At 71.1% G+C, this 19,017-nt stretch carries 20 protein-coding genes and 2 pseudogenes; 16 read left to right on the top strand and 6 right to left on the bottom strand.

Annotated features, from left to right (window positions below):
- Positions 1-231 precede the first annotated feature (231 nt).
- The 5 genes from ACGFYH_RS24635 to ACGFYH_RS24655 all read left to right on the top strand — a co-directional run bounded on the left by ACGFYH_RS24635 (position 232) and on the right by ACGFYH_RS24655 (position 4,924).
- The gene (locus ACGFYH_RS24635) at positions 232-399 is read left to right on the top strand and encodes a hypothetical protein (RefSeq protein WP_393805327.1); all 168 of its coding nucleotides are present in this window, start codon (positions 232-234) and stop codon (positions 397-399) included.
- Positions 400-763: 364 nt separating this feature from the next.
- Positions 764-1,537, top strand: coding sequence for a VOC family protein (locus tag ACGFYH_RS24640; protein WP_393805328.1), 774 nt, complete (start codon positions 764-766; stop codon positions 1,535-1,537).
- Positions 1,538-1,746: 209 nt separating this feature from the next.
- Entirely contained in the window at positions 1,747-2,604 is an 858-nt protein-coding gene (locus tag ACGFYH_RS24645) for an aldo/keto reductase (RefSeq protein ID WP_393805329.1), read from the top strand.
- Positions 2,605-2,632: 28 nt separating this feature from the next.
- Positions 2,633-3,565: an aldo/keto reductase family oxidoreductase gene (locus tag ACGFYH_RS24650; protein ID WP_393805330.1), complete on the top strand. Its 933-nt coding sequence runs from the start codon at positions 2,633-2,635 to the stop codon at positions 3,563-3,565.
- 459 nt (positions 3,566-4,024) lie between these two features.
- Positions 4,025-4,924 (top strand): LysR family transcriptional regulator, encoded by a 900-nt coding sequence (locus ACGFYH_RS24655; protein ID WP_393805331.1) that lies wholly within the window; start codon positions 4,025-4,027, stop codon positions 4,922-4,924.
- A gap of 66 nt (positions 4,925-4,990) precedes the next feature.
- Here ACGFYH_RS24655 and ACGFYH_RS24660 read toward each other — a convergent pair whose 3' ends face one another.
- Positions 4,991-5,743, bottom strand: coding sequence for an SDR family NAD(P)-dependent oxidoreductase (locus ACGFYH_RS24660; RefSeq protein ID WP_393805332.1), 753 nt, complete (start codon positions 5,741-5,743; stop codon positions 4,991-4,993).
- A 387-nt stretch (positions 5,744-6,130) separates the two neighbouring features.
- Here ACGFYH_RS24660 and ACGFYH_RS24665 point away from each other — a divergent pair, with 387 nt between their 5' ends.
- Positions 6,131-7,609 (top strand): dihydrolipoyl dehydrogenase family protein, encoded by a 1,479-nt coding sequence (locus ACGFYH_RS24665; protein ID WP_393805333.1) that lies wholly within the window; start codon positions 6,131-6,133, stop codon positions 7,607-7,609.
- 145 nt (positions 7,610-7,754) lie between these two features.
- Here the strand turns inward: ACGFYH_RS24665 and ACGFYH_RS24670 are convergent, their stop codons facing one another.
- Entirely contained in the window at positions 7,755-8,117 is a 363-nt protein-coding gene (locus ACGFYH_RS24670) for a helix-turn-helix transcriptional regulator (RefSeq protein WP_393805334.1), read from the bottom strand.
- A gap of 102 nt (positions 8,118-8,219) precedes the next feature.
- Here ACGFYH_RS24670 and ACGFYH_RS24675 point away from each other — a divergent pair, with 102 nt between their 5' ends.
- Positions 8,220-8,627: an STAS domain-containing protein gene (locus tag ACGFYH_RS24675; protein WP_393805335.1), complete on the top strand. Its 408-nt coding sequence runs from the start codon at positions 8,220-8,222 to the stop codon at positions 8,625-8,627.
- 477 nt (positions 8,628-9,104) lie between these two features.
- Here ACGFYH_RS24675 and ACGFYH_RS24680 read toward each other — a convergent pair whose 3' ends face one another.
- Positions 9,105-9,383: a GlsB/YeaQ/YmgE family stress response membrane protein gene (locus tag ACGFYH_RS24680; RefSeq protein WP_393805336.1), complete on the bottom strand. Its 279-nt coding sequence runs from the start codon at positions 9,381-9,383 to the stop codon at positions 9,105-9,107.
- Positions 9,384-9,598: 215 nt separating this feature from the next.
- Between ACGFYH_RS24680 and ACGFYH_RS24685 the strand changes: the two genes are divergently transcribed.
- Together ACGFYH_RS24685 and ACGFYH_RS24690 are read left to right on the top strand one after the other, a co-directional pair.
- Positions 9,599-9,778, top strand: coding sequence for a hypothetical protein (locus ACGFYH_RS24685; protein WP_393805337.1), 180 nt, complete (start codon positions 9,599-9,601; stop codon positions 9,776-9,778).
- Positions 9,779-9,807: 29 nt separating this feature from the next.
- Positions 9,808-10,110: a hypothetical protein gene (locus tag ACGFYH_RS24690; protein WP_393805338.1), complete on the top strand. Its 303-nt coding sequence runs from the start codon at positions 9,808-9,810 to the stop codon at positions 10,108-10,110.
- A gap of 663 nt (positions 10,111-10,773) precedes the next feature.
- Here ACGFYH_RS24690 and ACGFYH_RS24695 read toward each other — a convergent pair.
- Positions 10,774-11,334 carry a DUF6328 family protein gene (locus tag ACGFYH_RS24695; protein ID WP_393805339.1) on the bottom strand — a complete coding sequence of 187 codons (561 nt, stop codon included), beginning with the start codon at positions 11,332-11,334 and terminating at the stop codon, positions 10,774-10,776.
- A 195-nt stretch (positions 11,335-11,529) separates the two neighbouring features.
- Here ACGFYH_RS24695 and ACGFYH_RS24700 point away from each other — a divergent pair, with 195 nt between their 5' ends.
- The 4 genes and pseudogenes from ACGFYH_RS24700 to ACGFYH_RS24715 form a co-directional block, all read left to right on the top strand.
- Complete coding sequence (locus ACGFYH_RS24700; RefSeq protein ID WP_393805340.1) at positions 11,530-12,333, top strand: alpha/beta fold hydrolase; 804 nt, start codon at positions 11,530-11,532, stop codon at positions 12,331-12,333.
- A complete protein-coding gene (locus ACGFYH_RS24705; RefSeq protein WP_393805341.1) occupies positions 12,333-13,619 on the top strand; it encodes a PP2C family protein-serine/threonine phosphatase in 1,287 nt (428 codons plus the stop codon). The genes ACGFYH_RS24700 and ACGFYH_RS24705 overlap by 1 nt, the downstream gene beginning before the upstream one ends.
- A complete protein-coding gene (locus ACGFYH_RS24710) occupies positions 13,616-13,954 on the top strand; it encodes an STAS domain-containing protein (protein WP_393805342.1) in 339 nt (112 codons plus the stop codon). Before ACGFYH_RS24705 ends, ACGFYH_RS24710 begins: the two co-directional genes overlap by 4 nt.
- A gap of 119 nt (positions 13,955-14,073) precedes the next feature.
- Positions 14,074-14,364 (top strand): annotated as a pseudogene (locus ACGFYH_RS24715) (amidase); the annotation flags it as partial.
- A gap of 274 nt (positions 14,365-14,638) precedes the next feature.
- On the opposite strand, the pseudogene ACGFYH_RS24720 reads toward ACGFYH_RS24715, so the two are convergent.
- Together ACGFYH_RS24720 and ACGFYH_RS24725 are read right to left on the bottom strand one after the other, a co-directional pair.
- A pseudogene (locus ACGFYH_RS24720) lies at positions 14,639-14,884 on the bottom strand (AbfB domain-containing protein); the annotation flags it as partial.
- Positions 14,885-15,000: 116 nt separating this feature from the next.
- Positions 15,001-15,381 (bottom strand): DUF1330 domain-containing protein, encoded by a 381-nt coding sequence (locus tag ACGFYH_RS24725; RefSeq protein ID WP_393805343.1) that lies wholly within the window; start codon positions 15,379-15,381, stop codon positions 15,001-15,003.
- Between the two features lie 923 nt (positions 15,382-16,304).
- Between ACGFYH_RS24725 and ACGFYH_RS24730 the strand changes: the two genes are divergently transcribed.
- The 3 genes from ACGFYH_RS24730 to ACGFYH_RS24740 are packed head-to-tail and all read left to right on the top strand — an operon-like array spanning position 16,305 to position 19,004.
- On the top strand, positions 16,305-16,655 hold the full coding sequence (locus ACGFYH_RS24730; protein ID WP_393805344.1) for an NADH-quinone oxidoreductase subunit A: 351 nt from the start codon (positions 16,305-16,307) through the stop codon (positions 16,653-16,655).
- A complete protein-coding gene (locus ACGFYH_RS24735) occupies positions 16,646-18,085 on the top strand; it encodes a hypothetical protein (RefSeq protein ID WP_393805345.1) in 1,440 nt (479 codons plus the stop codon). Before ACGFYH_RS24730 ends, ACGFYH_RS24735 begins: the two co-directional genes overlap by 10 nt.
- The gene (locus ACGFYH_RS24740) at positions 18,078-19,004 is read left to right on the top strand and encodes an NADH-quinone oxidoreductase subunit H (RefSeq protein WP_393805346.1); all 927 of its coding nucleotides are present in this window, start codon (positions 18,078-18,080) and stop codon (positions 19,002-19,004) included. Before ACGFYH_RS24735 ends, ACGFYH_RS24740 begins: the two co-directional genes overlap by 8 nt.
- Positions 19,005-19,017 lie beyond the last annotated feature (13 nt).

A 19,017-nucleotide genomic window follows, 5' to 3' on the forward strand; every position in this document is an offset into this window, starting at 1 on the left:
ACATCTATTGGCATGCGCATGACATGTCTTGACATGACGGGCGGAGGAGACGCCGAAGTTCGGTGACGGCTGCTCGAACGAGGAGGTGGGGGTGCAGGAAGTTACTTCAGTACGTGATTTAAGGAGTGATGGAAACGTGCTGTCAAGGGCTTGGTGTAGTCCAATCCGGCGTCGATCGCCCGGGAGCGGGGTTCGTCCAGCCGGTTGACAACCTCGTGCGGGGGCGCCACGATGCAACTCGCCTGCAGCTCGATCGAACCGGCGGACAGCACCCCGCCCGCCGGCCAGGATTACCAGACGTACGACGGAGCCTACGGGCTGACCGGCCCGGCAGCCGAGACCGCCTACCTGAACCGGACCGCCTACTGGGCAGAGCGGTTCCACAACGCGCGCGACTGACCCTGGACGCGGCGAGTCCTCCGACCGGCCCCGCTGCGGTGCCCGCCCCGGCCGAAAGCGGGGCGGGCGCCGCGGCGGGGCCGGTCCGTCGCTTCGGACCCGGGGGAGGGGGGTGGGGCGCCCGCCTCCTTGGCCCGCCCCGCGGAGTCGACGCCGTGACGCGACGGACGGACCCCCTGTCGCCCGCTGGGCTCGACGGCGTGTCCCATGACGGCGATCCGGGGCCCGCACCCGAGGGAGCACAGCAGGAACAACCAGGGCCACTGCAAATCGGGTGCGTGTACCGCGCGGCTCCCCCTAGGCTGCGCCCGCGGGGCGGGGGAGGCACCGCCTGGGCCGTCGGTGGATCGGAGATGCTCGGGGTATGACCAGTCACCTGTTCGCGATCTGCTTCCACGCGACCGGGCCCGCAGGCCTGGCACGGTTCTGGGCCGGTGTCCTGGGCTGGGAGTTGGCGGAAGGCCCCGAAGGCGACATCGCCGTCGTGGCCCCCGACCCCACCGGGTTCCGCATCCGTTTCCTGCCGAGCCGGGAGCCGAAAGTCGGGCAGAACCGGGCGCACTTCGACCTGACCAGCTCCTCCCCGGAAGACCAGCGGCAGACGGTGGCCAGAGCGCTGGAACTCGGCGCGAAACACATCGACGTGGGCCAACTCCCGGAAGAGGGGCACGCGGTACTCGCCGATCCGGACGGCAACGAGTTCTGCGTCATCGATGCGGGCAACGAGTTCCTCGCCGACACCGACCGCATCGGAGCGCTGGCCTGCGACGGCACGCAGAGGGTCGGCCACTTCTGGAGCGAGGCTCTGCGGTGGCCGCTGGTCTGGGACCAGGACCAGGAGACCGCGATCCAGTCCCCGAACGGCGGTACGAAGATCACGTGGGGTGGCCCGCCCGTGGCTCCGAAGACAGGCACCAACAGGCTGTACTTCGAACTGGCGCTCCCCACCGGCGCCGACTGGGACGCGGAGGTCGAACGGCTGGTCTCGCTCGGCGCGACGCGCACCGACACCGGCGGGGACGACGGCCGGGTGCTCATGCTGGACCCCGACGGCAACGAGTTCTCCGTACGGGGGACCCGGCAGCGCCTTAAGGGGAGCCGTCGAGCCGCGCCGGCGATCCGGTCGTGTGCTCCGTGAGGAACTGCGGCACGCGCGGAGGCGAACCCCCAGGCGACGGCAAGCAGAGATAGCGCCCGGACGTTACGCCCGGCGCAGGCCGATTGACCTCCCGGCCTTCTGAATACCAGAACTCGTAGCTGTTGGATTTCTGGATCTGTGCTTCCTAGAGTGAGCACGCGGCGTCGCACGGCAAGCGTGGTCACCAGGACGTCCAGAGAAGGAGACTCATGCAGCAGCGCACCATCGGCGACCGGACCGTCTCCGCGATCGGCCTCGGCGGGATGCCGATGTCGATCGAGGGACGTCCGGACGCGGAGCGTTCGGTCGCCACCGTCCACGCCGCGCTCGACGCCGGCGTCACCCTCATTGACACGGCCGACGCCTACCACCGCGACGCGAACGAGGTCGGCCACAACGAGGAGCTCATCGCCCGTGCGCTGCGCGAGTACGGCACGGGCGCCGCCGACGTGCTCGTCGCCACCAAGGGCGGTCACCTGCGTCCCGGCGACGGGCGGTGGACGCGCAATGGTGACCCCGAGTACCTCAAGGGTGCGGCCAAGGCGTCCGCCCGCCGGCTCGGTGTCGACGCGATCGGCCTCTACCAGTTCCACCGCCCCGACCCCGCCGTGCCCTACGCCGACTCGATCGGTGCGATGCGCGAACTGCTCGACGAGGGCGTCATCCTGATGGCCGGCATCTCGAACGCCGACGTCGCGCAGATCGACGAAGCCCGCCAAGTGCTCGACGGTCGGCTCGTGTCGGTGCAGAACCAGTTCTCACCCGCGTTCCGCTCCAGTCAGGGAGAACTCGAGCACTGCGCCGAGCTCGGCATCGCCTTCCTGCCGTGGAGCCCCCTCGGGGGCATCGCGAAGGCCAAGGACCTCGCAGGGCGGCACGGCGCGTTCCAGCGGGTCGCCGACGAGGTCGGCACGAGCGTCTACCGGGTCACACTCGCGTGGGAGCTCGCACTCGCGCCCGTCGTGATCCCGATCCCCGGCGCCTCGCGTCCCGCGAGCATCCGCGACTCCGCCGCCGCTGCCGACCTCGAGCTCACAGCCGACCAGCTCGCGCTCCTGTCCGCCTGATCCACCCGAGTCACAGCGAAAGAGGCACATGAAGACCTTCACCCTGCCCGGCACCGACATGGTGGTCCCCAACGTCGTCCTCGGCCTGATGCGCATTCAGGACATGGCCGACGAGGAGGTCCGCACGCTCGTGAACACGGCGCGCGACACCGGCATCACCTTCCTCGACCACGCGGATGTGTACGGCTCGGACACCCACGGCTGCGAGCGCCGGTTCGCGGAAGCCCTGAAGCTCAGCTCCTCGGAGCGCGAGCAGTTCGTCATCCAGTCGAAGGCCGGCATCGTCAAGGACGGCCCGTACTTCGACTTCTCCCACGAGCACATCGTGGAGTCGGTGAACGGGTCGCTCGATGCACTCGGCACGGATTACCTCGACGTCCTGCTGTTGCACCGTCCCGACGCGCTCGTCGAGCCGGAGGAGGTCGCCCGCGCCTTCGACGAGCTGTCGGCGGCGGGCAAGGTGCGCGCTTTCGGCGTCTCCAACCAGACGCCCGGGCAGCTCGAACTGCTGCGTAAACACGTGACGCAGCCGATCGTCGCGAATCAGCTGCAACTGTCGATCACGCACGCGCCGATGATCGCGCAGGGCATCGCCGCGAACATGCAGGGCCTCGACCAGTCGGTCGTGCGTGACGAGGGAATCCTCGACTACTGCCGCCTGCACGACATCACCATCCAGGCGTGGTCGCCTTTCCAGGCGGGATTCTTCGACGGCCCGTTCCTCGGCTCGCCGCGCTATCCCGAGCTGAACGCGGTCGTCGACCGGCTGAGCGAGAAGTACGACGTGCCGGCCGAGGCGATCGCGGTCGCCTGGATCACGCGTCATCCCGCCCGGATGCAGGTCGTGCTGGGCACCACGACGCCGGAGCGCGTCGCGGCCGCCGCGCTCGGCTCCGACCTTCCGCTCACCCGCTCCGAGTGGTACGAACTGTTCCGCGCCGCCGGCTACACGGTGCCGTAACCCGTAACGGGTGACCCGTAACCCGCACCCACCCGGACAGCCGGATCGGAGCAGGCCGCGGTGGCGGGCACTGTCCGTCCCGGTGTCGGCGCAGGCGCCGGCGGCACGCGGCCGTCGTGGCGGCGGTAGCCGTCCGGCCCTCACGAGAACGACGTGGGCGAGAGCTTGCGGATCATCGTGCGTGACGTCCGTGCCGGGCGGCTGCGCGGTGACACAGCCCTGGGGATGCGCGCCGCAAACGCCGGGCGTACCGACCCGGTTGTCCGCCGAGAGGGCCCGCTACGGCTTGTGCGCCAAACCCGACTGCCACGCCGCGAATACTGGAGTCCACGCTGCCCGGGCTTCCGGTCCGGGAGACAGGAGCCCGCCCGGCGCGCACGGGTGTTCCCTTTCCGCTCGCGGGCCTCGGCGCGCTGAGCGGAACGTGACAGGTCTCGGACGGCGTGGTGGCATGGGGGCATGGAGTTGCGGGAGCTGCGGGCGTTCGTGGCGGTGGTGGAAGAGGGCGGGCTGTCGGCTGCGGCGCGGCGGCTGCGGATCAGTCAGCCGGCCCTGTCCCAGACGGTCGGCGGTCTTGAACGGCAGCTGGGGGTGAAACTTCTGGTACGCGGCAGCACCGGGGCACGGGCGACCGAGGCGGGCACGGCTCTGCTCGGGGAGGCGCGCGCGGTCCTCGCCCGGCATGATCAGGCGGTGCGGGCGATGGCCCGGTACACCGGTCCCGGCGGTGGGGCACTGCGGATCGGGATTCCCCTCGAACTCCCGTCCGGACTGCTGGATCCGGCGCTGGCCGAGCTGTCGCAGGCCCATCCGGAGACCAGCGTGCAGGCCCGGCACCTGTCCTCGTCCGAGCAGTTGGCGGCTCTGCGGGCCGGTGAGCTGGACGTCGGATTCCTGCGGGAGCGTCCGTCGGGTCCGGAGTTCGACGCGCTGCTCGTCGTACGGGAGAGGCTGGGTGTCCTGGTGGCCGCGGAGCAGGCCGCCGAACTCGCCGGGGCGGACGGCATCGCGCTCGATGCACTGGTGGGTCTGCGGTGGGTCGGTTTTCCGCGTGCCGGCAGTCCTGCCTGGTACGACGAGCTGACCGCGGTCCTGCGTGGTCACGGACTGGACCTGGGTCCGGAGGCCCCGCAGGGGCAGACGCTGATCGCTGATGTGAAGCTGGCCGCGGTGGCCTCCGGGCGAGCCTTCACGCTTGCTCCGCCGAACTGGCAGCAGCCGCTGCCCGACCATGTGACCTGGTCGCCGCTGGTCGGGCATCCGCTGGTGCGGCGCACCTGGGCGGTGTGGCCGGCCGACTCGCGCCGTCGCGACGTCGGCCGGTTCATCGCCGCGCTGGACCGGTCCGTGTGTGGCTGAGCCCGGCCGGTTGCGGTACGGCGGGGGCTGCGGGCCCGAGAGCCCGGAGCCCCGTGGGCGAGGGTGTCAGACTGCCGTACGGCCGCCGTCCACCGGCAGGATGGCGCCCTGCACGTAGCTCGCCGTGTCGCCGGCGAGGTAGGCGATCGCCTCGGCGATCTCCCGGGCCGCGGCGGGCCGGCCGGCGGGCGCCTGGGCGGCGAGCGCGTCCAGGCCCTCGCCCATGGCAGCCGTGCCTCCCGTACGGGTCGGGCCGGGCTCCACGGCGTTGACCCGCACCCCCTGCGGGCCGAACTCGTCGGCCCATGCCTTGGTCAGCAGGTTCAGCGCCGCCTTGCTGGAACCGTACAGCGCCATCCCGGCGACACCGTACTCGGCGACCATGGTGCTGACGTTGACGATCGCGCCGGATCCACGCCCGGCCATCGCCGGGGCGAGCCGCGCCACCAGGTGGAACGGCGTCTTCACGTTCAGGTCGTAGACGGCGTCCACCTCGGCGGGTGACGCCTGAGCCGTCGGACCGAACGGGAAGATGCCCGCGCTGTTGACCAGGATGTCGACGTGGCCCCCGCCCAGCTCGGTGGCCTCCTGCGTGAGCTGCCGCGCCGACTCGGCGTCCGCCAGCGCGGCGGCGAGGAAGTCCGCCTTGCCGCCGTGCTCCCGGATACCGGCGACGACAGTCCCACCGCGGGTTGTGTCGCGCCCGGCGACCAGGACATGCGCGCCGCGCTCGGCGAGCAGCTCGGCCGTCGCCGCGCCGATGCCGCTGGTCGCCCCGGTCACCAGAGCCACACGCCCGGCCAGATCAAGAAAACCCATGAGAACCGTCCTTCGTATCCAGACGTGCGGGTCGAGCGGAGGCGGTGGCCGCTCTCCGTCGACCCGTCCCCTCGTCCGTGAGGTGACGGGATTCCCAAGCACCGCCGCCTTCGGGGGATTCCGGCCGGGCCATAGGCGCCGCCGATGCCCGTTGTCGGCACGGACCGGGCTGTGCCGTTCGCAGGGGTGCCCGTGCTTGCGTGGTCGGCAGACGCCGGTCAGGGCGTCCCTGTTGGCCCAAGGCGGTACTTATGGCCGCTCTCGGCGAGGTGAATGGCCCGGCAGAGATGAGTCGAGGGTGCTGTGGGGTTGTATGACCCGTACGGCCCACGGACGGGGCCCTTTCAACAGCTCACCGACAGCACCGATCGTGATGCGAGGAAGACCATGAGCGAGTCGCACACCACCGAGGAAACCGTTGCCTACGACGTGATCGTGCTGGGTGCCGGGCCGGTCGGGCAGAACGTCGCCGACCGCGCCCGCGCCGCCGGCCTCTCCGTAGCCGTCGTGGAGCGGGAACTCGTCGGCGGGGAATGCTCGTACTGGGCCTGTGTTCCCAGCAAGGCGCTGCTGCGGCCGGTCATCGCGGTCGCCGACGCCCGCAGGGTGGACGGTGCCCGCCAGGCCGTCACCGGCCCTCTCGACACCGAGGGCGTCTTCGCTCGCCGTAACCGCTATGTCACCGACTGGGACGACTCGGGCCAGGCCCGGTGGGTCAAGTCCATCGGCGCCGACCTGTTCCGCGGCCAAGGCCGTCTCGACGGAGCCCGGCGGATCACGGTCACCAGGGACGACGGCGTCCGCCATGTCCTGACGGCCCGGCACGCGGTGGCCGTCGCCACCGGCAGCAGGCCGGTGCTGCCCGCCCTCCCCGGCATCCAGGAGGCCCGGCCCTGGACCAACCGGAACGGCACCGACTCGAGCCGGGCCCCGGCCCGGCTCGCCGTCGTCGGTGGCGGCGGAGTCGGCGTGGAGATGGCCACTCTCTGGCAGGGCCTCGGCTCGAAGGTCACCTTGCTCGCTCGGCATCGGCTGCTGCCCAGGATGGAATCCTTCGCGGGAGAGCTGGTCGCCCAGGGGCTGCGGGAGGCGGGCGTGGACGTACGGATCGGTGTGCAGGCGACGGCCCTGCGCCGCCCCGACGCCGCCGGACCCGTCACGATCACCCTCGACGACGGCCGCGAACTGGAAGCCGACGAGGTGCTGTTCGCCACCGGCCGTACTCCCGCCACCGCCGACATCGGGCTGGAGACGGTCGGTCTCACCCCGGGCTCCTGGCTGGACGTCGACACCACCTGCCTGGTCCAGGGCGTCGACGGCGAGTGGCTGTACGCCCTCGGCGACGTGAATCACCGCGCCCTGCTCACCCACCAGGGCAAGTACCAGGCCCGCACCGCCGGAGACGCGATCGGCGCCCGCGCCGCCGGCCGTCCGCTGGACGACGACGCCTGGGGAGACCACGCGACCACCGCCGATCAGCACGCCGTGCCACAGGTGTTCTTCACCACCCCCGAGGCCGCCGCGGTCGGCCTGACCGCCGAGCAGGCGACCGCCGCCGGCCGCCGGATCAAGACCGTCGACCTCGACATCAACGCCGCCCAGGGCGCCAACCTCTACGCCGACGACTACCAGGGCCACGCCCGGTTGATCGTCGACCTCGACCGGGAAGTGCTGCTCGGCGTGACCTTCGTCGGCCCCGGCGTCAGCGAACTCCTGCACTCGGCGACGATCGCGGTCGCGGGCGAAGTCCCGCTCAAGCGGCTCCGGCATGCGATCGCACCCTTCCCGACCGTCAGCGAGATCTGGCTGTTCCTCCTCGCGGCCTGCCAACGGGACCGCGAGACGCCGCCCACCGCCTCCGCGTGATCACGGGCGCCGCCCCGCCCGCCCGACGTGACTCCCCGTCGGCTTCCGGCCCCGGCACCGGTCACCTGAACCGTTCACCGACCAAGCTCCGCGGGTACTCGGCCGGTACCGCCGACGGCACGCCGGGCGCCGACCGCCGGGTCGTCTATCTCGCGTCGTTGACGTCGACCAAGGACGGCGACGGAACACGAGATTCCCTCGAGCGGTCGGTTTCGTCCTGTACGAGCAGGGAGAGCAGCGAGGCCACGGTCAGGCCCGCTTCCGCCGGGTGGCGCAGGACCTTGTCCGGCTGGATGCGGTAGGTGTTGGTGCGCCCGTCGCGGGTGTGGGAGAGGTACCCGTCCTGCTCCAGGTCGGAGATGATCCGCTGGACGGCCCGCTCGGTGAGCCGGCAGCGGGCGGCGATGTCACGGATCCGGATGTTCGGATTGTCCGCGATGGCCGCCAGCACGCGCGCGTGGTTGGTCACGAACGTCCAACCGGTATGAGACTCGGGCACTCCAACCATGCACAGCATCCTACGGATCACCTTGACTGACGCCAAATGCATGACATAGTTTTCACGTAATTGAGGGCATGTCGCCGCGGTGGAGCCACAGGAGGGCCCGAGGTGTCGTTGAACGAGGCGAACCCACCGGCGCACGCGAGCAACGTCGGCGGCAGTCGGTCCACTGAGCGGGACGCACAGGTCCCGGCTCAGGCAGCTTTGGGGCAGTACGAATACTGCGGCTCCTGGATCGTCGTCGCCCGTGGCGACTACGACGCGCACTCGGTCAAACCCCTCGCGGACGCGCTGGCCGACGCGGCTGCGAAGCATTCAAGGGTGGTGGTGGACGCCTCCGGGATCACTTTCGCGGACTCGGCGCTGCTGAATCTCCTGATCCTCACGCGTCGAACGGCTGACGTGCGCCTGGCTGCGCCGACGCGGCAGTTGAGGCGGATCCTGGAGATCACCGGCGTCGACACCGTCCTGAAGGTGGGAGCGACGGTGGAGGAGGCCGCCTGCGAGCCCGGGTGACGCCACCCGGCGGCCTCGCCCACGGCCCGGCGCAGGAGAACACGCACCGCCCGGTCTCGGTTGGGGCGTGTGCAGCGGGGCCGGGAGTCTGCCCCGCCGAGCTGTTCTCGAGCGACGAGTCGGACACTCCGGCGGCGAGTGCTTGGTCGACGTACTCGTCCGGGACGGACTTCGTCGGCATGTCCGCCCGAATCCGGCCGGGGCTCAGCAGACTTCGGCGGCCGAGGTCGGTCAGCGCCCTGCGCCCGGTGCGGCAGGGCATGAGGAGCACGTACGGGGGAGGAGCGTCAGGTGCGCCGAGGCCGTGACGCGCACGACGCCTGCCCTGGAGGAGCGCGGCAGCCGATCCGGATCGCTCGCGATGTGACTGCGCGGACCCGGGTTCCGAGTGCCGACCGCCGGCACGCCGACGGCTCCCGCCTGACGCAGTGGGCGGGAGCCGTCCGGAGAAGTGCCGGTGTGTGCGCTGTTCGTGGGTCACGCGTGACGGTGCGAGCGTCGGTTTCCGGTGACGAGCCGGTAGAGGGCGAGCAGGATGAGCGAACCGACGATCGCGGCTATCCAGGTGGAGAGCTCGAAGAAGCCGTCGACGGAGTCGACTCCGAAAATCACCTTGCCGAGCCAGCCGCCGAGCAGACCTCCGGCGACACCGATGAGCATCGTGATGATGATCCCGCCCGGGTCCTTGCCCGGCATGATGGCCTTTGCGATGGCGCCGGCGAGCAGGCCGATGATGATCCACGCGATGATGCCCATCCTGTGTCTCCCTTTCCTCGTATAAAGGTTGTGTCAGTTCATCTTGTGTACCGTTCGGGCTCCCGCAAACGTCTCCTCCGGCCCGGATCGCTGACGACTTCCGGCGCGGGGAGCGGCGCCGTCGACGCCTTCACCGGAGCCGTCCGCCGAATCAATGACGGTCTCCCGGGCACTCGCCGAACGTCCCGTCCAGTTCACGACGTCCGGAGGACCGTATGACGCAGCCAGCCGAAGGCCAGGCCGGCAACCGATACTGCAAGGCGTGCGGTACCCCCGCCGGAGACGGAGAGCTGTGCGAGCGCTGCGGCGCCGTCCTGGAGATACCGGATGGCTCCGGGCTGACGGAGGACCAGGGCGCCGTGATCCGGAGGAACTTCGAGGGACGCGACAACTAACCAGGCGGATTCCGGGTACGCGGCCCGGCATGGCACCGAGGACTGAACACCCCACACCCCTGGAGACCGTTCGCCGGCTCCGCCAGCTCCGCCACCTTCGGGGCTTCTACCTGATGGGCTTCTTCCTGTGGGCGGTATCCACTGCCTGGACGGGGTGGGAGGCCCCTGGCAGCCGGCAGATGTGGGCTGCCGTATTCCTTCTGTCCGTCTTCACCGGCCTGTTGGTCATGGCATCCCTGTGGGTGCGACGCCTCGAGAAGGCCGGCCCGGCCAGGCCCCAGCACCACGCCGCACGGCGCAGGGCACCCGCTCCGCACCAGGCGAGCACCTGAGACCCGGCGTCGGCTTCCCCCTTGCCCCTCGCTGCGGGCCCCGTGCGGAGAGGACGCCCACAATCCCAAAGACGGCGTCGCCCGCCGCCGGATCCCTTACCGGGACCCGGCGGCGGTGCGCTCCGACCGTCGCCCCGCCCTCGTCGACACCCGAACGCCGTGCGGCCCGACCGCAGCCGGGGCGGAGGGCCGGGGACGTTGCCCCCTCTGCGGCAAGTCCGGTCCACACGCCCTGAGTTTTGCCAGTGGCAACGCACCGGGGGCCCGTCCGACGTGCCCTGCCTTCATGCCGACACCGATCACCTCGATCCAAGCGGCCGCGTCGGCGCCCTGGTTGCGCAGGGCCCGACAGGACCACCTCCGGCCCGCCGTTCGCCGTGCCGGGCCCACCACGCGCACGGGCTCATGTGCATCCACGGCTCGGACCTCGCACCGGGCGGACAGGCTGCCACGCCCACGTTCCCGCTCGACTCGACACCGTGCCACGCTGCCTGTCTCCGGGCTGCCAGATTCCGGGCTGGCTGATGCCGGGCTGCCTGATGCCGGTCGTCGCGCGGAGCAGGTCCGGGCGGCTGACGGAAACGTGGCGAACGGCATCTGCTTCGTGCTCGACGCGGATGCGGAAGTCCTTCGACGCGGTCCGCTGCCGCGTACGCCGTCAGGTCAGCCCCGGCCGGCCGCACGGCGGGCGGACCGGCGGCGGAGCCACAGGGGAAGGGCGTACCACGACAGGGCGAACCAGATCATCACGCCGCCGACGAGCAGCTTCGCCACGAGGCCCGGTACCACGACGTGCAGGATCAGTAGCAGTGTGCAGCCGATGGTCACGGCCATCAGGAGCATGCCGCACATCATCAGCCGGTGCGCCACCTCCAGCATCTCGTCCTTCATCCGCTGCCCCGACAGGAAGCGGTGGATGGAGACCGGGGCGATCAGGCAAGCCGTGGCCGTGGCACCCGAGATCACGGTGATGACGTAGACGGCATGGTCGAACGTGCCCAGGTCGTGGAAGAGAGGCGTGAACGCGACACTGAGCAGGAAACCGAAGAGGATCTGCACGCCCGTCTGAGCGACGCGCGTCTCCTGCATGATCTCGTTCCAGCGGCGGTTGACGCGCTCACGAGGCGTCTCCGGCGCCTCGTCCGGAGGGACGGTGCGGTGTTCCCCGCACGCACAGCACTTGTCTGTCGTCGCCTCCGACCACTCGATCGAATCCGTCGCCATGCCTGTCCTTCCCCTCCCGTCGCGGACCGTTCATCTGCCCGTTGCAACCGTCCGCATGCCGGGAACACCCGACGGCGGTGCTCAGTGGGGGCTCCCGGGGCTCTCCTGCCGACCGGGTGTGAAGGTGCCGGGTGGGGAGTGAGGTGATCCGGGCCTGTGGCAGGGTGGTGAGCGGGACCTGAGAGGGTGGTGGGTATGGACATCGATCGCAGGAACAATGTCACCGTGACGGGGAACCCGCTGGGACGGACGGTGGTGCTGGCCCACGGGTTCGGTTGTGACCAGAACATGTGGCGGCTGACGGTGCCTGCTCTGGCCGACGACTACCGTGTGGTGCTGTTCGACTACGTGGGTTCGGGCCGCTCGGATCTGTCCGCGTTCACGGAGGACCGTTACGCCTCCCTCGACGGCTACGCCCAGGACGTCGTGGACGTCTGCGAGGCGCTCGACCTGCGCGAAGCGGTGTTCGTGGGGCATTCGGTGAGCGCGATGATCGGGGTGCTGGCCGCCGGGATGGCGCCGGAGCGGATCGGAGGCCTGGTGATGGTCGCGCCGTCCCCGCGTTACATCGACGAGGAAGGTTACCGGGGCGGCTTCAGCGCCGAGGACATCGACGAGTTGCTGGCGTCCCTGGACTCGAACTATCTCGGCTGGTCGGCGGCGATGGCGCCAGTGATCATGGGTAACGCGGAGCGGCCCGAGCTGGGTGAGGAGCTGACGAACAGCTTCTGCGCCACGGACCCGGACATGGCGCGGGTCTTTGCCCGGACGACGTTCCTGTCGGATTCGCGCAACGACCTGAAGGGGGTGAAGGTACCGACGCTGATTCTGGAGTGCACCCAGGACGTCATCGCCCCGCGCGAGGTCGGTGCCTTCGTGCACCAGGCGATCGCCGGATCGACGCTGGTCACGCTGGACGCCACCGGACACTGCCCGCACCTGTCCGCGCCCGAGGCCACCAACGAGGCGATCACCGCGTTCCTGGCTCGCCTGCAGTGATGTGCCGTACCGGGCAGCAGCCCGACCCGCCGGGCGCCGATGACGGGGAGACCTCGAGCGCTGTATTCGCCTCGCTGTTGGAGGACAGTGCCGAGGAACTGTACGAGAGCGCGCCGTGCGGGTATCTGTCGACGCTGATGGACGGCACGATTGCCAAGATCAACAGCACGCTGCTGAACTGGCTGGGCCTTCAGCGGAAGGCGGTGGTGGGCCGGATGCGGTTCACCGACCTGCTGACCGTGGGCGGCAAGCTGTACCACGAGACGCACTTCGCACCGCTGCTGCGGATGCAGGGTGAGATCAGTGGTATCGCCCTCGAGATCAAACAGGCCGGCGGCGGCCGGGTACCCGTGCTGGTCTCCTCCGTCGTCAAGCACGGCAGCACCGGCGAGCCCCTGCTCATTCGCACCACCGTGTTCGATGCCCGGGACCGGCGCGCATACGAGGAAGAACTCCTGCGAGCCCGCAAAGCAGCCGAAGCGGCGCGCAAACAGGCGGAAGCCGACCGTGCCAGGTTGCAGGACGCCCTCGCGGTCCTCCAGCAGTCGCTGTTGCCCGCCAGCCTGCCGTCCGTGCCCGGCGTGGAAGCGGCCGCCCACTACCGCACCGCATCTCCCGACCGGCTCGGGGGCGACTTCTACGACCTGTTTCCCATTGACGGCGGGCGCTTCGCCTTCTTTCTCGGCGACGTGTGCGGCAAGGGACCCCAGGCCGCCGCTGTCACCTCACTCACCCGCTACACCCTGCGTGCCGCGGCCCTGCACGCATCGGATCCCGTCTCCGCCCTGACGACCCTCAACCGGGTACTTCACGAGCGCTACACCGCCGACGATCCGCGCTACTGCACCGTGATCTTCGGTCTTCTCGAGCCCGACCCCGTCACAGGACAGGTCACCGTGCGCATCGCCTCGGGCGGGCACCCCTCGGCTCTCGTCCTGCGTGCCGACGGCGCAGCGGACTTCCTGCCCACTCCGGGCGGACTCCTCGTCGGTGTCCTGCCCGCCGCCGGCTTCACCACCGCCACAACGGTCCTTGGCCCGGGTGACGCACTTCTGCTGTACACCGACGGTCTCACCGAAGCCCGCACCGGTGAGGACCGGACCACCCTCTACGGCGAACAGGCCCTCCGCGCCTTCGCCGCGAACCACACGGGCAAGTCGGCCCACGCGCTCATCCAGGCTCTGACCGGCCTGCTGGACGAATTCGGCGACGGTCTCGACGACGACACCGCCCTTCTCGCCCTGGGCGTCCCCGTTCCCGGCCGCGAGACCGAAGCACCCGAATGAGCCCGTTGAAGATCACCACCCGCGACGCCCCCACCGGTCCCGTTCTGGAGATCCATGGCGACCTCGACTTCGCCACTTCCGGCCGGCTGCGGGAACTGCTCACCGGTCTCGCCCTCCGGCCGGGTCAGCGCCTCGTCCTGGACCTGGCGGGTATGGAGTTCTGCGACTCCAGCGGTCTCACCGTCTTGATCGTTGCCCGCCACCACGCTCAGGCCGCCCAAGGCGACATCGCGCTGGCCGCTGTGCCCGACCACACGCGGCGCGTGCTGCAGATCGTCGGTCTGGATCAGATTTTCCCGGTCTTCCCCGACAGCGCCGCCGCCACGCAGCCCTGACCGGCTGAGGGGTTGACCGGCTGACGGGCCCCCAGTCGCGTGTCTTGTCCCCGGCGTGGACAGCATGGCCTCCCGCCCCGGCCTGGCAGGCGATTCGGGCGGCGCCCCCGCCGCGGTGCGCGGCCGTCGTCGGTCCGACGGCGCGCAGTGCCCGCGACCTCACGTTGCTGCTCGATGTCATGGCCGGACCGGACCCGCTGACGCTCGGTGCGGCGTACGACCTGACGCTGCCGCCCGCACGACACGAGCGGCTCCGCGACTTCCGGGCGCAGGTCCTCGACGAGCATCCGCTCATTGCGACCGGGTCCGCCGGGCGGGCGGGTGTGGACCGGGTGGCCGACGTGCTCGTCGGCGACGGCGCCCGCGTCGAGCGGCACAGCCCCCTGCTGCCCGATCTGACCGAAGCCGCGAAGAAGGGCCCCGACGGTCAGCAGTCCGCCGACCAGGAAGGTGTCGCGCACGTCGTTCGGCCGCGAGGCCGGGCTCCCGAGGGCGTCCCGCCGTACCGGCGTTGTACGAGTCGGGATGCAGGAGGAGCGTGCCCACCGTCCGGATGGCCAAGGCGGTGGTGAGCGCAGTCCGCGCGAACCGGTCCAGCGGCGGGGTCGACACCATGGCGGCCGCGGACCGGGGTGGTGGGCCACGACTCCGTGTCCCACCACCCCGACATCACGGGGGAGCCGCTCAGGGTGCCCAGGGCGCCTCGACGGCCCAGGTGGTGTCCTCCGGAACGGCGCCGGGTTGTCCCAGGCGTGCGTACCTCCGGGCGTGGCCGGCCACACCTCGGAGTCGATGTGGCGCGGCTGGCGCAGGTACTGGCGGTGGAAGTCGGACGCGGTCAGCCGGACTTCGCCGTCGCCCCGCAGCGCGCTCCAGGTGGCATGCGGCCTTGAACAGGGCGCTGCCGTCGTTCGCGTCCTTGCGGACGCGGACCGCGAGTCGTCCCGGCGGCAGCACCCACCACTTGGGCCGAATCGCCGTCACCGGCCGACCGCCCACCTGCCCGCGGAAGCCCTGCGGCCCTCCCTCATGTCATGTGCCACCGCTCAGGACGGTCGAGTGTCGCGCCCCTGTGTCCAAGGGGCGGTCGGCTGGAGTACGGCCTCGGCGAGCGCGCCGGTCCGCAGCGTGGTGATCTGCTGGTACTCAGGGTCCGCCACCATCGCGCTGAACGCCTCCCGGCTGGGATAGCGCACCAGCAGCACCGCGTCCCACGCCTGCCCCTGCTCGGCCACCAGGGGTGTACCGCCGTCTCCCGCGTAGAGCAGTTCGCCTCCGTACTTGCGCAGGAAGACGGCCGCACGGCGTGAGTACTCCTCGTAGGACGCACGGCCGTCAGGCGAGAACCGGAGCAGGTTGAGCATGACGAAGGCCTCCTCTGGGCCCTGCGAGCCGAATGCGTCCATGTCCTCTTTGCGTGGATCCACAGCCACTGGCATCTCCTGTCGGTCGGTGGGTGAAAGACGTGGTGCGCCCGTACGGGAGCGGGTGGCAGGAGGCTAGGCGATGAGGAACCCCTGTGCATACCACCCAGTCGGTCTGTTCGCCGGCGGCGGAGCGCGCGCCCCGGGCCGGTCGCCTTCGAGCGCGGTGGCGGTGAACGGGGCCGGCTGCACTTGCGTGCCTCGGGCGACCGCCCAGAGAGTGCACGGCGACTCCGACGCGGAGATCGCCGCGGTCCTGGACGACATCGGGCGGGTGGCCGCCGAAGGACGGCTGCGGCCGTGACACACAAGGCGCTTCGCGTTCTCCCGGACGATTTCCCGCTCTGCGGCGGCGGCCTGCGCCGAGGCGCCGTCTTCGGCGGCCGTGAAGCTCGGTTGGCGCTTGGGCGCCCGTATTGAAGGGCGATGGGGAGAGACCGGCCCCGAGCCGGCGTTGCCCGGAACTCGTTCAGGCCGGCATGGGTCCGGTACCGAGCACAACGTGCGTGACATGACACGTCCGGGGTAGGCGATCGAGCGGCCCCGGGCCATCACGTCCGGGACCGTCCGATCGCGGTCGGCCGGGCGAGGCGGAGCGCGCGCCGGGTGCCGCGGGTCTGCGCTCTGCCACTGCGGTGGCGTTCGACAGGACCGTTCGACGGGACCTTCCCCGTCCTCGGAATCCCGCCTCGGCGCGGCGCGCCGCACCCCCTTCGCGGCCCGCAGTCGGAATCCTTCTGGGCAACGTCCGGCCGACTTCCTGATTGCCCATGCCCCCGGGGGGTACGCGGCCGTCTCGAGGCCGCAGCAGAGAGGAGCACGCCGATGGCCGCGCAAGCCACCACTCCCGATGGCGGACGCCCCGGGCATCCGGCCCGGCGGGACCGAGGGCGCCTGCCGCTCGCACGTCCGGATGGCGGGGCACGGTGAGCGGTACGACGGCGGTGCTGTCGCTGCTGGGCGTCGCCCTGTTCGCAGTCGTCGGCGTCCACGGGGCGGCGCGGGCTGCGCGGTTGTCCTCGGAGCCGGTTGCCGCCGCGCCGTTCGGATCGGGGCTGGAACCGGTCGAGCATGCGGTGAGCCGGTTTCACGTGCGCTGGTACACCGTGACGATGCTGTTCCTGGCCTTCGACATGGAGATGGTGTTCATGTACCCGTGGACGCGCGTGATCTCCGCCATGGGGACCGGCGCGGTGGTCGAGATGTTCGTCTTCCTGGCGGTTCTGCTGGCCGGGGTCGTCTACGCCTGGCGGGAGGGCGCTCTGCGATGGACGTGACCGCTCTCGCTCTGCGGGCTGCCGCCGCCAGGCCCCGTGTGCTGCTCGCCGTCCTGCCGGGCGGAACGGCCGCGCGCCTGGAAGCCGAGCGCATGCTGAGGCAGCGGGACTGGCCCCTGGCCGCCACCCCGGCCCAGGCGGACGTGCTGCTCGTCGCAGGACCCGACTGCCCGGACCTGCACGAGGCGGTGAACCGGCTGTGGCAGGACCTGCCGGTGCCCCGCGCCCGTGTCCACGCGCCCGGCGCCGACGACGTACGGGGGGCGCTGGCGACCGGACAGCTCCGGCTCGGCTCGCTCGCCGATCAGCGCCTGGAAGCCGGGACATCGGGTGCGGCGGCCCAAAACGGTGACGACGGCGGTTCGCAGCACCAGGAGGGCCCCGGTGAGATGGACCGCGGCAAGGGGGACGGCGACATAAGCGGCCCGCACGACGAGCACGGCGGCGGCAGCGGTAGCCATCAGGATGCGGAGGTGCGGCACGAAGATGGTCGTGCCGATGCGCGGGACGAACACCCCGAACACCACGAAACCAACGACGGTGGCCACGGCCAGGGCGACCACGGCCACGGCGGCCAGAGCCACGGCGGCCACGGCGGCCACGGCGGCCACGGTGGCGGCGGTGACATGGAGATGCCGGGCGGTCTGCCGATGGCCGGGCAGGGCGAGGATCGTGACGGGTTGACGCTCGATCAACTGCATGTCTCCTTGGGTCCGCTGCTCGCCGACTGGCCGTCCGGACTGACCGTCCGTGTGACCTTGCAGGGCGACGTGGTGCGGGAAGCCGAGGTCGCGGAGCCGTGCCGGCCCGCCCCGGCCGTGCCGACGGCGTTCTGGGCGGAGCCGTGGGTGCGCGCGGCGGCGGGGGAGCCGGTCAGCAAGGGCGTGGCGGCCCGGAGGCGGGCCGCCGCGCATCTGGACAGTCTGGCCCGACTGCTCTCGGTGGCCGGCTGGTCCGCCGAGGCGACCGTGGCCAGGCGGCTGCGCGACGACCTCCTGGAGGGTGCGCCCGGCGAGGCCGTCGTTCCCCGGATCGAACGATTCACCCGCCGGATCGGCCGGTCGCGGACGTTGACCTGGCTGACCCGTGGCATCGGCCGCGTGGGCACGCGGAACGCGCGTGATGCCGGGGTGAGCGGGCCGGCCGGACGGGCCGGCGGGGACGTGACCGATCGCTACCGGCAGTGGCTCGCCGACATCCGCCGCGATGTGCGGAACCTGGAGGAACCGTCACCGCTTCGTCCGCAGGTGGACGACAGCCCTCGTGGCCGCTGGCGGGACGACGCCCCGCCGTCGGCCGCGCTGGTCAAACTCCTGCCGGGCCTGCTGACGGGAGCGGAGCTGGCCGCTGCCCGTCTCATCGTCGCCAGCCTCGACCCCGACCTCGACGAACTCACCGTCGCGCCGAACGGGGCGGTGGCCCGTGACTGAGGCGGGGGCGTGGTGGACGTTGCTGGCGGCACCGGGGCTGCTGTTCACTCTGGCGGGCCTGGCGGTGGCCGGCAACGCGGTGCTCGAAGCCCGCGACGCGGGCCGGCCCGTCGGCATCGCGGCCCTGGGCCGGCCGTTCCTCGGTGTGCCGCGGGCGCTGCTGGCGCAGCCGCGGCGTCTGCCGGCCCCCGACGTGCTGCTGTGGCGGGCCGGGGTGATCACCGTCCCGGTGGCAGCCGTCCTGTCCACGCTGGTGATTCCGTTCGGGGGCGTGGCGGTGGCCGACCTTTCGGTCGGGGTGGTGTGGTTCAACGCCATGGAAGTGCTGACCTGGGCCGGACTGTGGCTGGCCGGGTGGGGTCCGAACGCGGCGTTCTCCCTGGTCGGCGGTTACCGGTTTCTGGCCCAGGGCCTGGCGTACGAATTGCCGCTGATGTTCGCGCTGATCTCGGCCGCGACCGGGGCGCAGTCCCTGCGTGTGACCGACATCGCCGCCGCCCAGCACGGTCTGTGGTACGCGGTGTGGATGCCGTTCGCCTTCGCGGTCTACCTGGGGGGAGTGCTCGCCTTCAGCTTTCTCGGTCCCTTCGCCTACCCGGCCGGGCGGGACATCGCCGACGGCGTGCTGGGGGAGGCGTCGGGAGTGGACCGGCTGCTGTTGCAGACCGGTCGATGGCTGTGGCTCGCGGCCGGCGCGGCGATGGCGGTGCCGCTGTTCCTGGGCGGTGGCGCCGGTCCGGGGCTGCCGCCGTGGGCCTGGCAGGCGGTCAAAACGCTGCTGGTGCTGGGGTTCCTGGTGTGGATGATGCGGCGATTGCCGGTGCTGCGTGCCGACCGGTACGTGGAGCTGGCCTGGGTGGTGCTGCTTCCGCTGGCGGTCCTGCAGACGCTGGTACCGGCTCTCGTCGCCCTCGACTAGCAGAGGGACTCGA

The sequence above is a fragment of the Streptomyces sp. NPDC048392 genome (assembly GCF_043200575.1).
Lineage (GTDB): Bacteria > Actinomycetota > Actinomycetes > Streptomycetales > Streptomycetaceae > Streptomyces.

Excerpts from the sequence above, each read along its gene's own strand:
- ACGFYH_RS24635 (WP_393805327.1), top strand. The coding sequence starts at position 232 with ATGCAACTCGCCTGCAGCTCGATCGAACCGGCGGACAGCACCCCGCCC.
- ACGFYH_RS24640 (WP_393805328.1), top strand. The coding sequence starts at position 764 with ATGACCAGTCACCTGTTCGCGATCTGCTTCCACGCGACCGGGCCCGCA.
- ACGFYH_RS24645 (WP_393805329.1), top strand. The coding sequence starts at position 1,747 with ATGCAGCAGCGCACCATCGGCGACCGGACCGTCTCCGCGATCGGCCTC.
- ACGFYH_RS24650 (WP_393805330.1), top strand. The coding sequence starts at position 2,633 with ATGAAGACCTTCACCCTGCCCGGCACCGACATGGTGGTCCCCAACGTC.
- ACGFYH_RS24655 (WP_393805331.1), top strand. The coding sequence starts at position 4,025 with ATGGAGTTGCGGGAGCTGCGGGCGTTCGTGGCGGTGGTGGAAGAGGGC.
- ACGFYH_RS24660 (WP_393805332.1), bottom strand. The coding sequence starts at position 5,743 with ATGGGTTTTCTTGATCTGGCCGGGCGTGTGGCTCTGGTGACCGGGGCG.
- ACGFYH_RS24665 (WP_393805333.1), top strand. The coding sequence starts at position 6,131 with ATGAGCGAGTCGCACACCACCGAGGAAACCGTTGCCTACGACGTGATC.
- ACGFYH_RS24670 (WP_393805334.1), bottom strand. The coding sequence starts at position 8,117 with ATGGTTGGAGTGCCCGAGTCTCATACCGGTTGGACGTTCGTGACCAAC.
- ACGFYH_RS24680 (WP_393805336.1), bottom strand. The coding sequence starts at position 9,383 with ATGGGCATCATCGCGTGGATCATCATCGGCCTGCTCGCCGGCGCCATC.
- ACGFYH_RS24685 (WP_393805337.1), top strand. The coding sequence starts at position 9,599 with ATGACGCAGCCAGCCGAAGGCCAGGCCGGCAACCGATACTGCAAGGCG.
- ACGFYH_RS24690 (WP_393805338.1), top strand. The coding sequence starts at position 9,808 with ATGGCACCGAGGACTGAACACCCCACACCCCTGGAGACCGTTCGCCGG.
- ACGFYH_RS24695 (WP_393805339.1), bottom strand. The coding sequence starts at position 11,334 with ATGGCGACGGATTCGATCGAGTGGTCGGAGGCGACGACAGACAAGTGC.
- ACGFYH_RS24700 (WP_393805340.1), top strand. The coding sequence starts at position 11,530 with ATGGACATCGATCGCAGGAACAATGTCACCGTGACGGGGAACCCGCTG.
- ACGFYH_RS24705 (WP_393805341.1), top strand. The coding sequence starts at position 12,333 with ATGTGCCGTACCGGGCAGCAGCCCGACCCGCCGGGCGCCGATGACGGG.
- ACGFYH_RS24710 (WP_393805342.1), top strand. The coding sequence starts at position 13,616 with ATGAGCCCGTTGAAGATCACCACCCGCGACGCCCCCACCGGTCCCGTT.
- ACGFYH_RS24735 (WP_393805345.1), top strand. The coding sequence starts at position 16,646 with ATGGACGTGACCGCTCTCGCTCTGCGGGCTGCCGCCGCCAGGCCCCGT.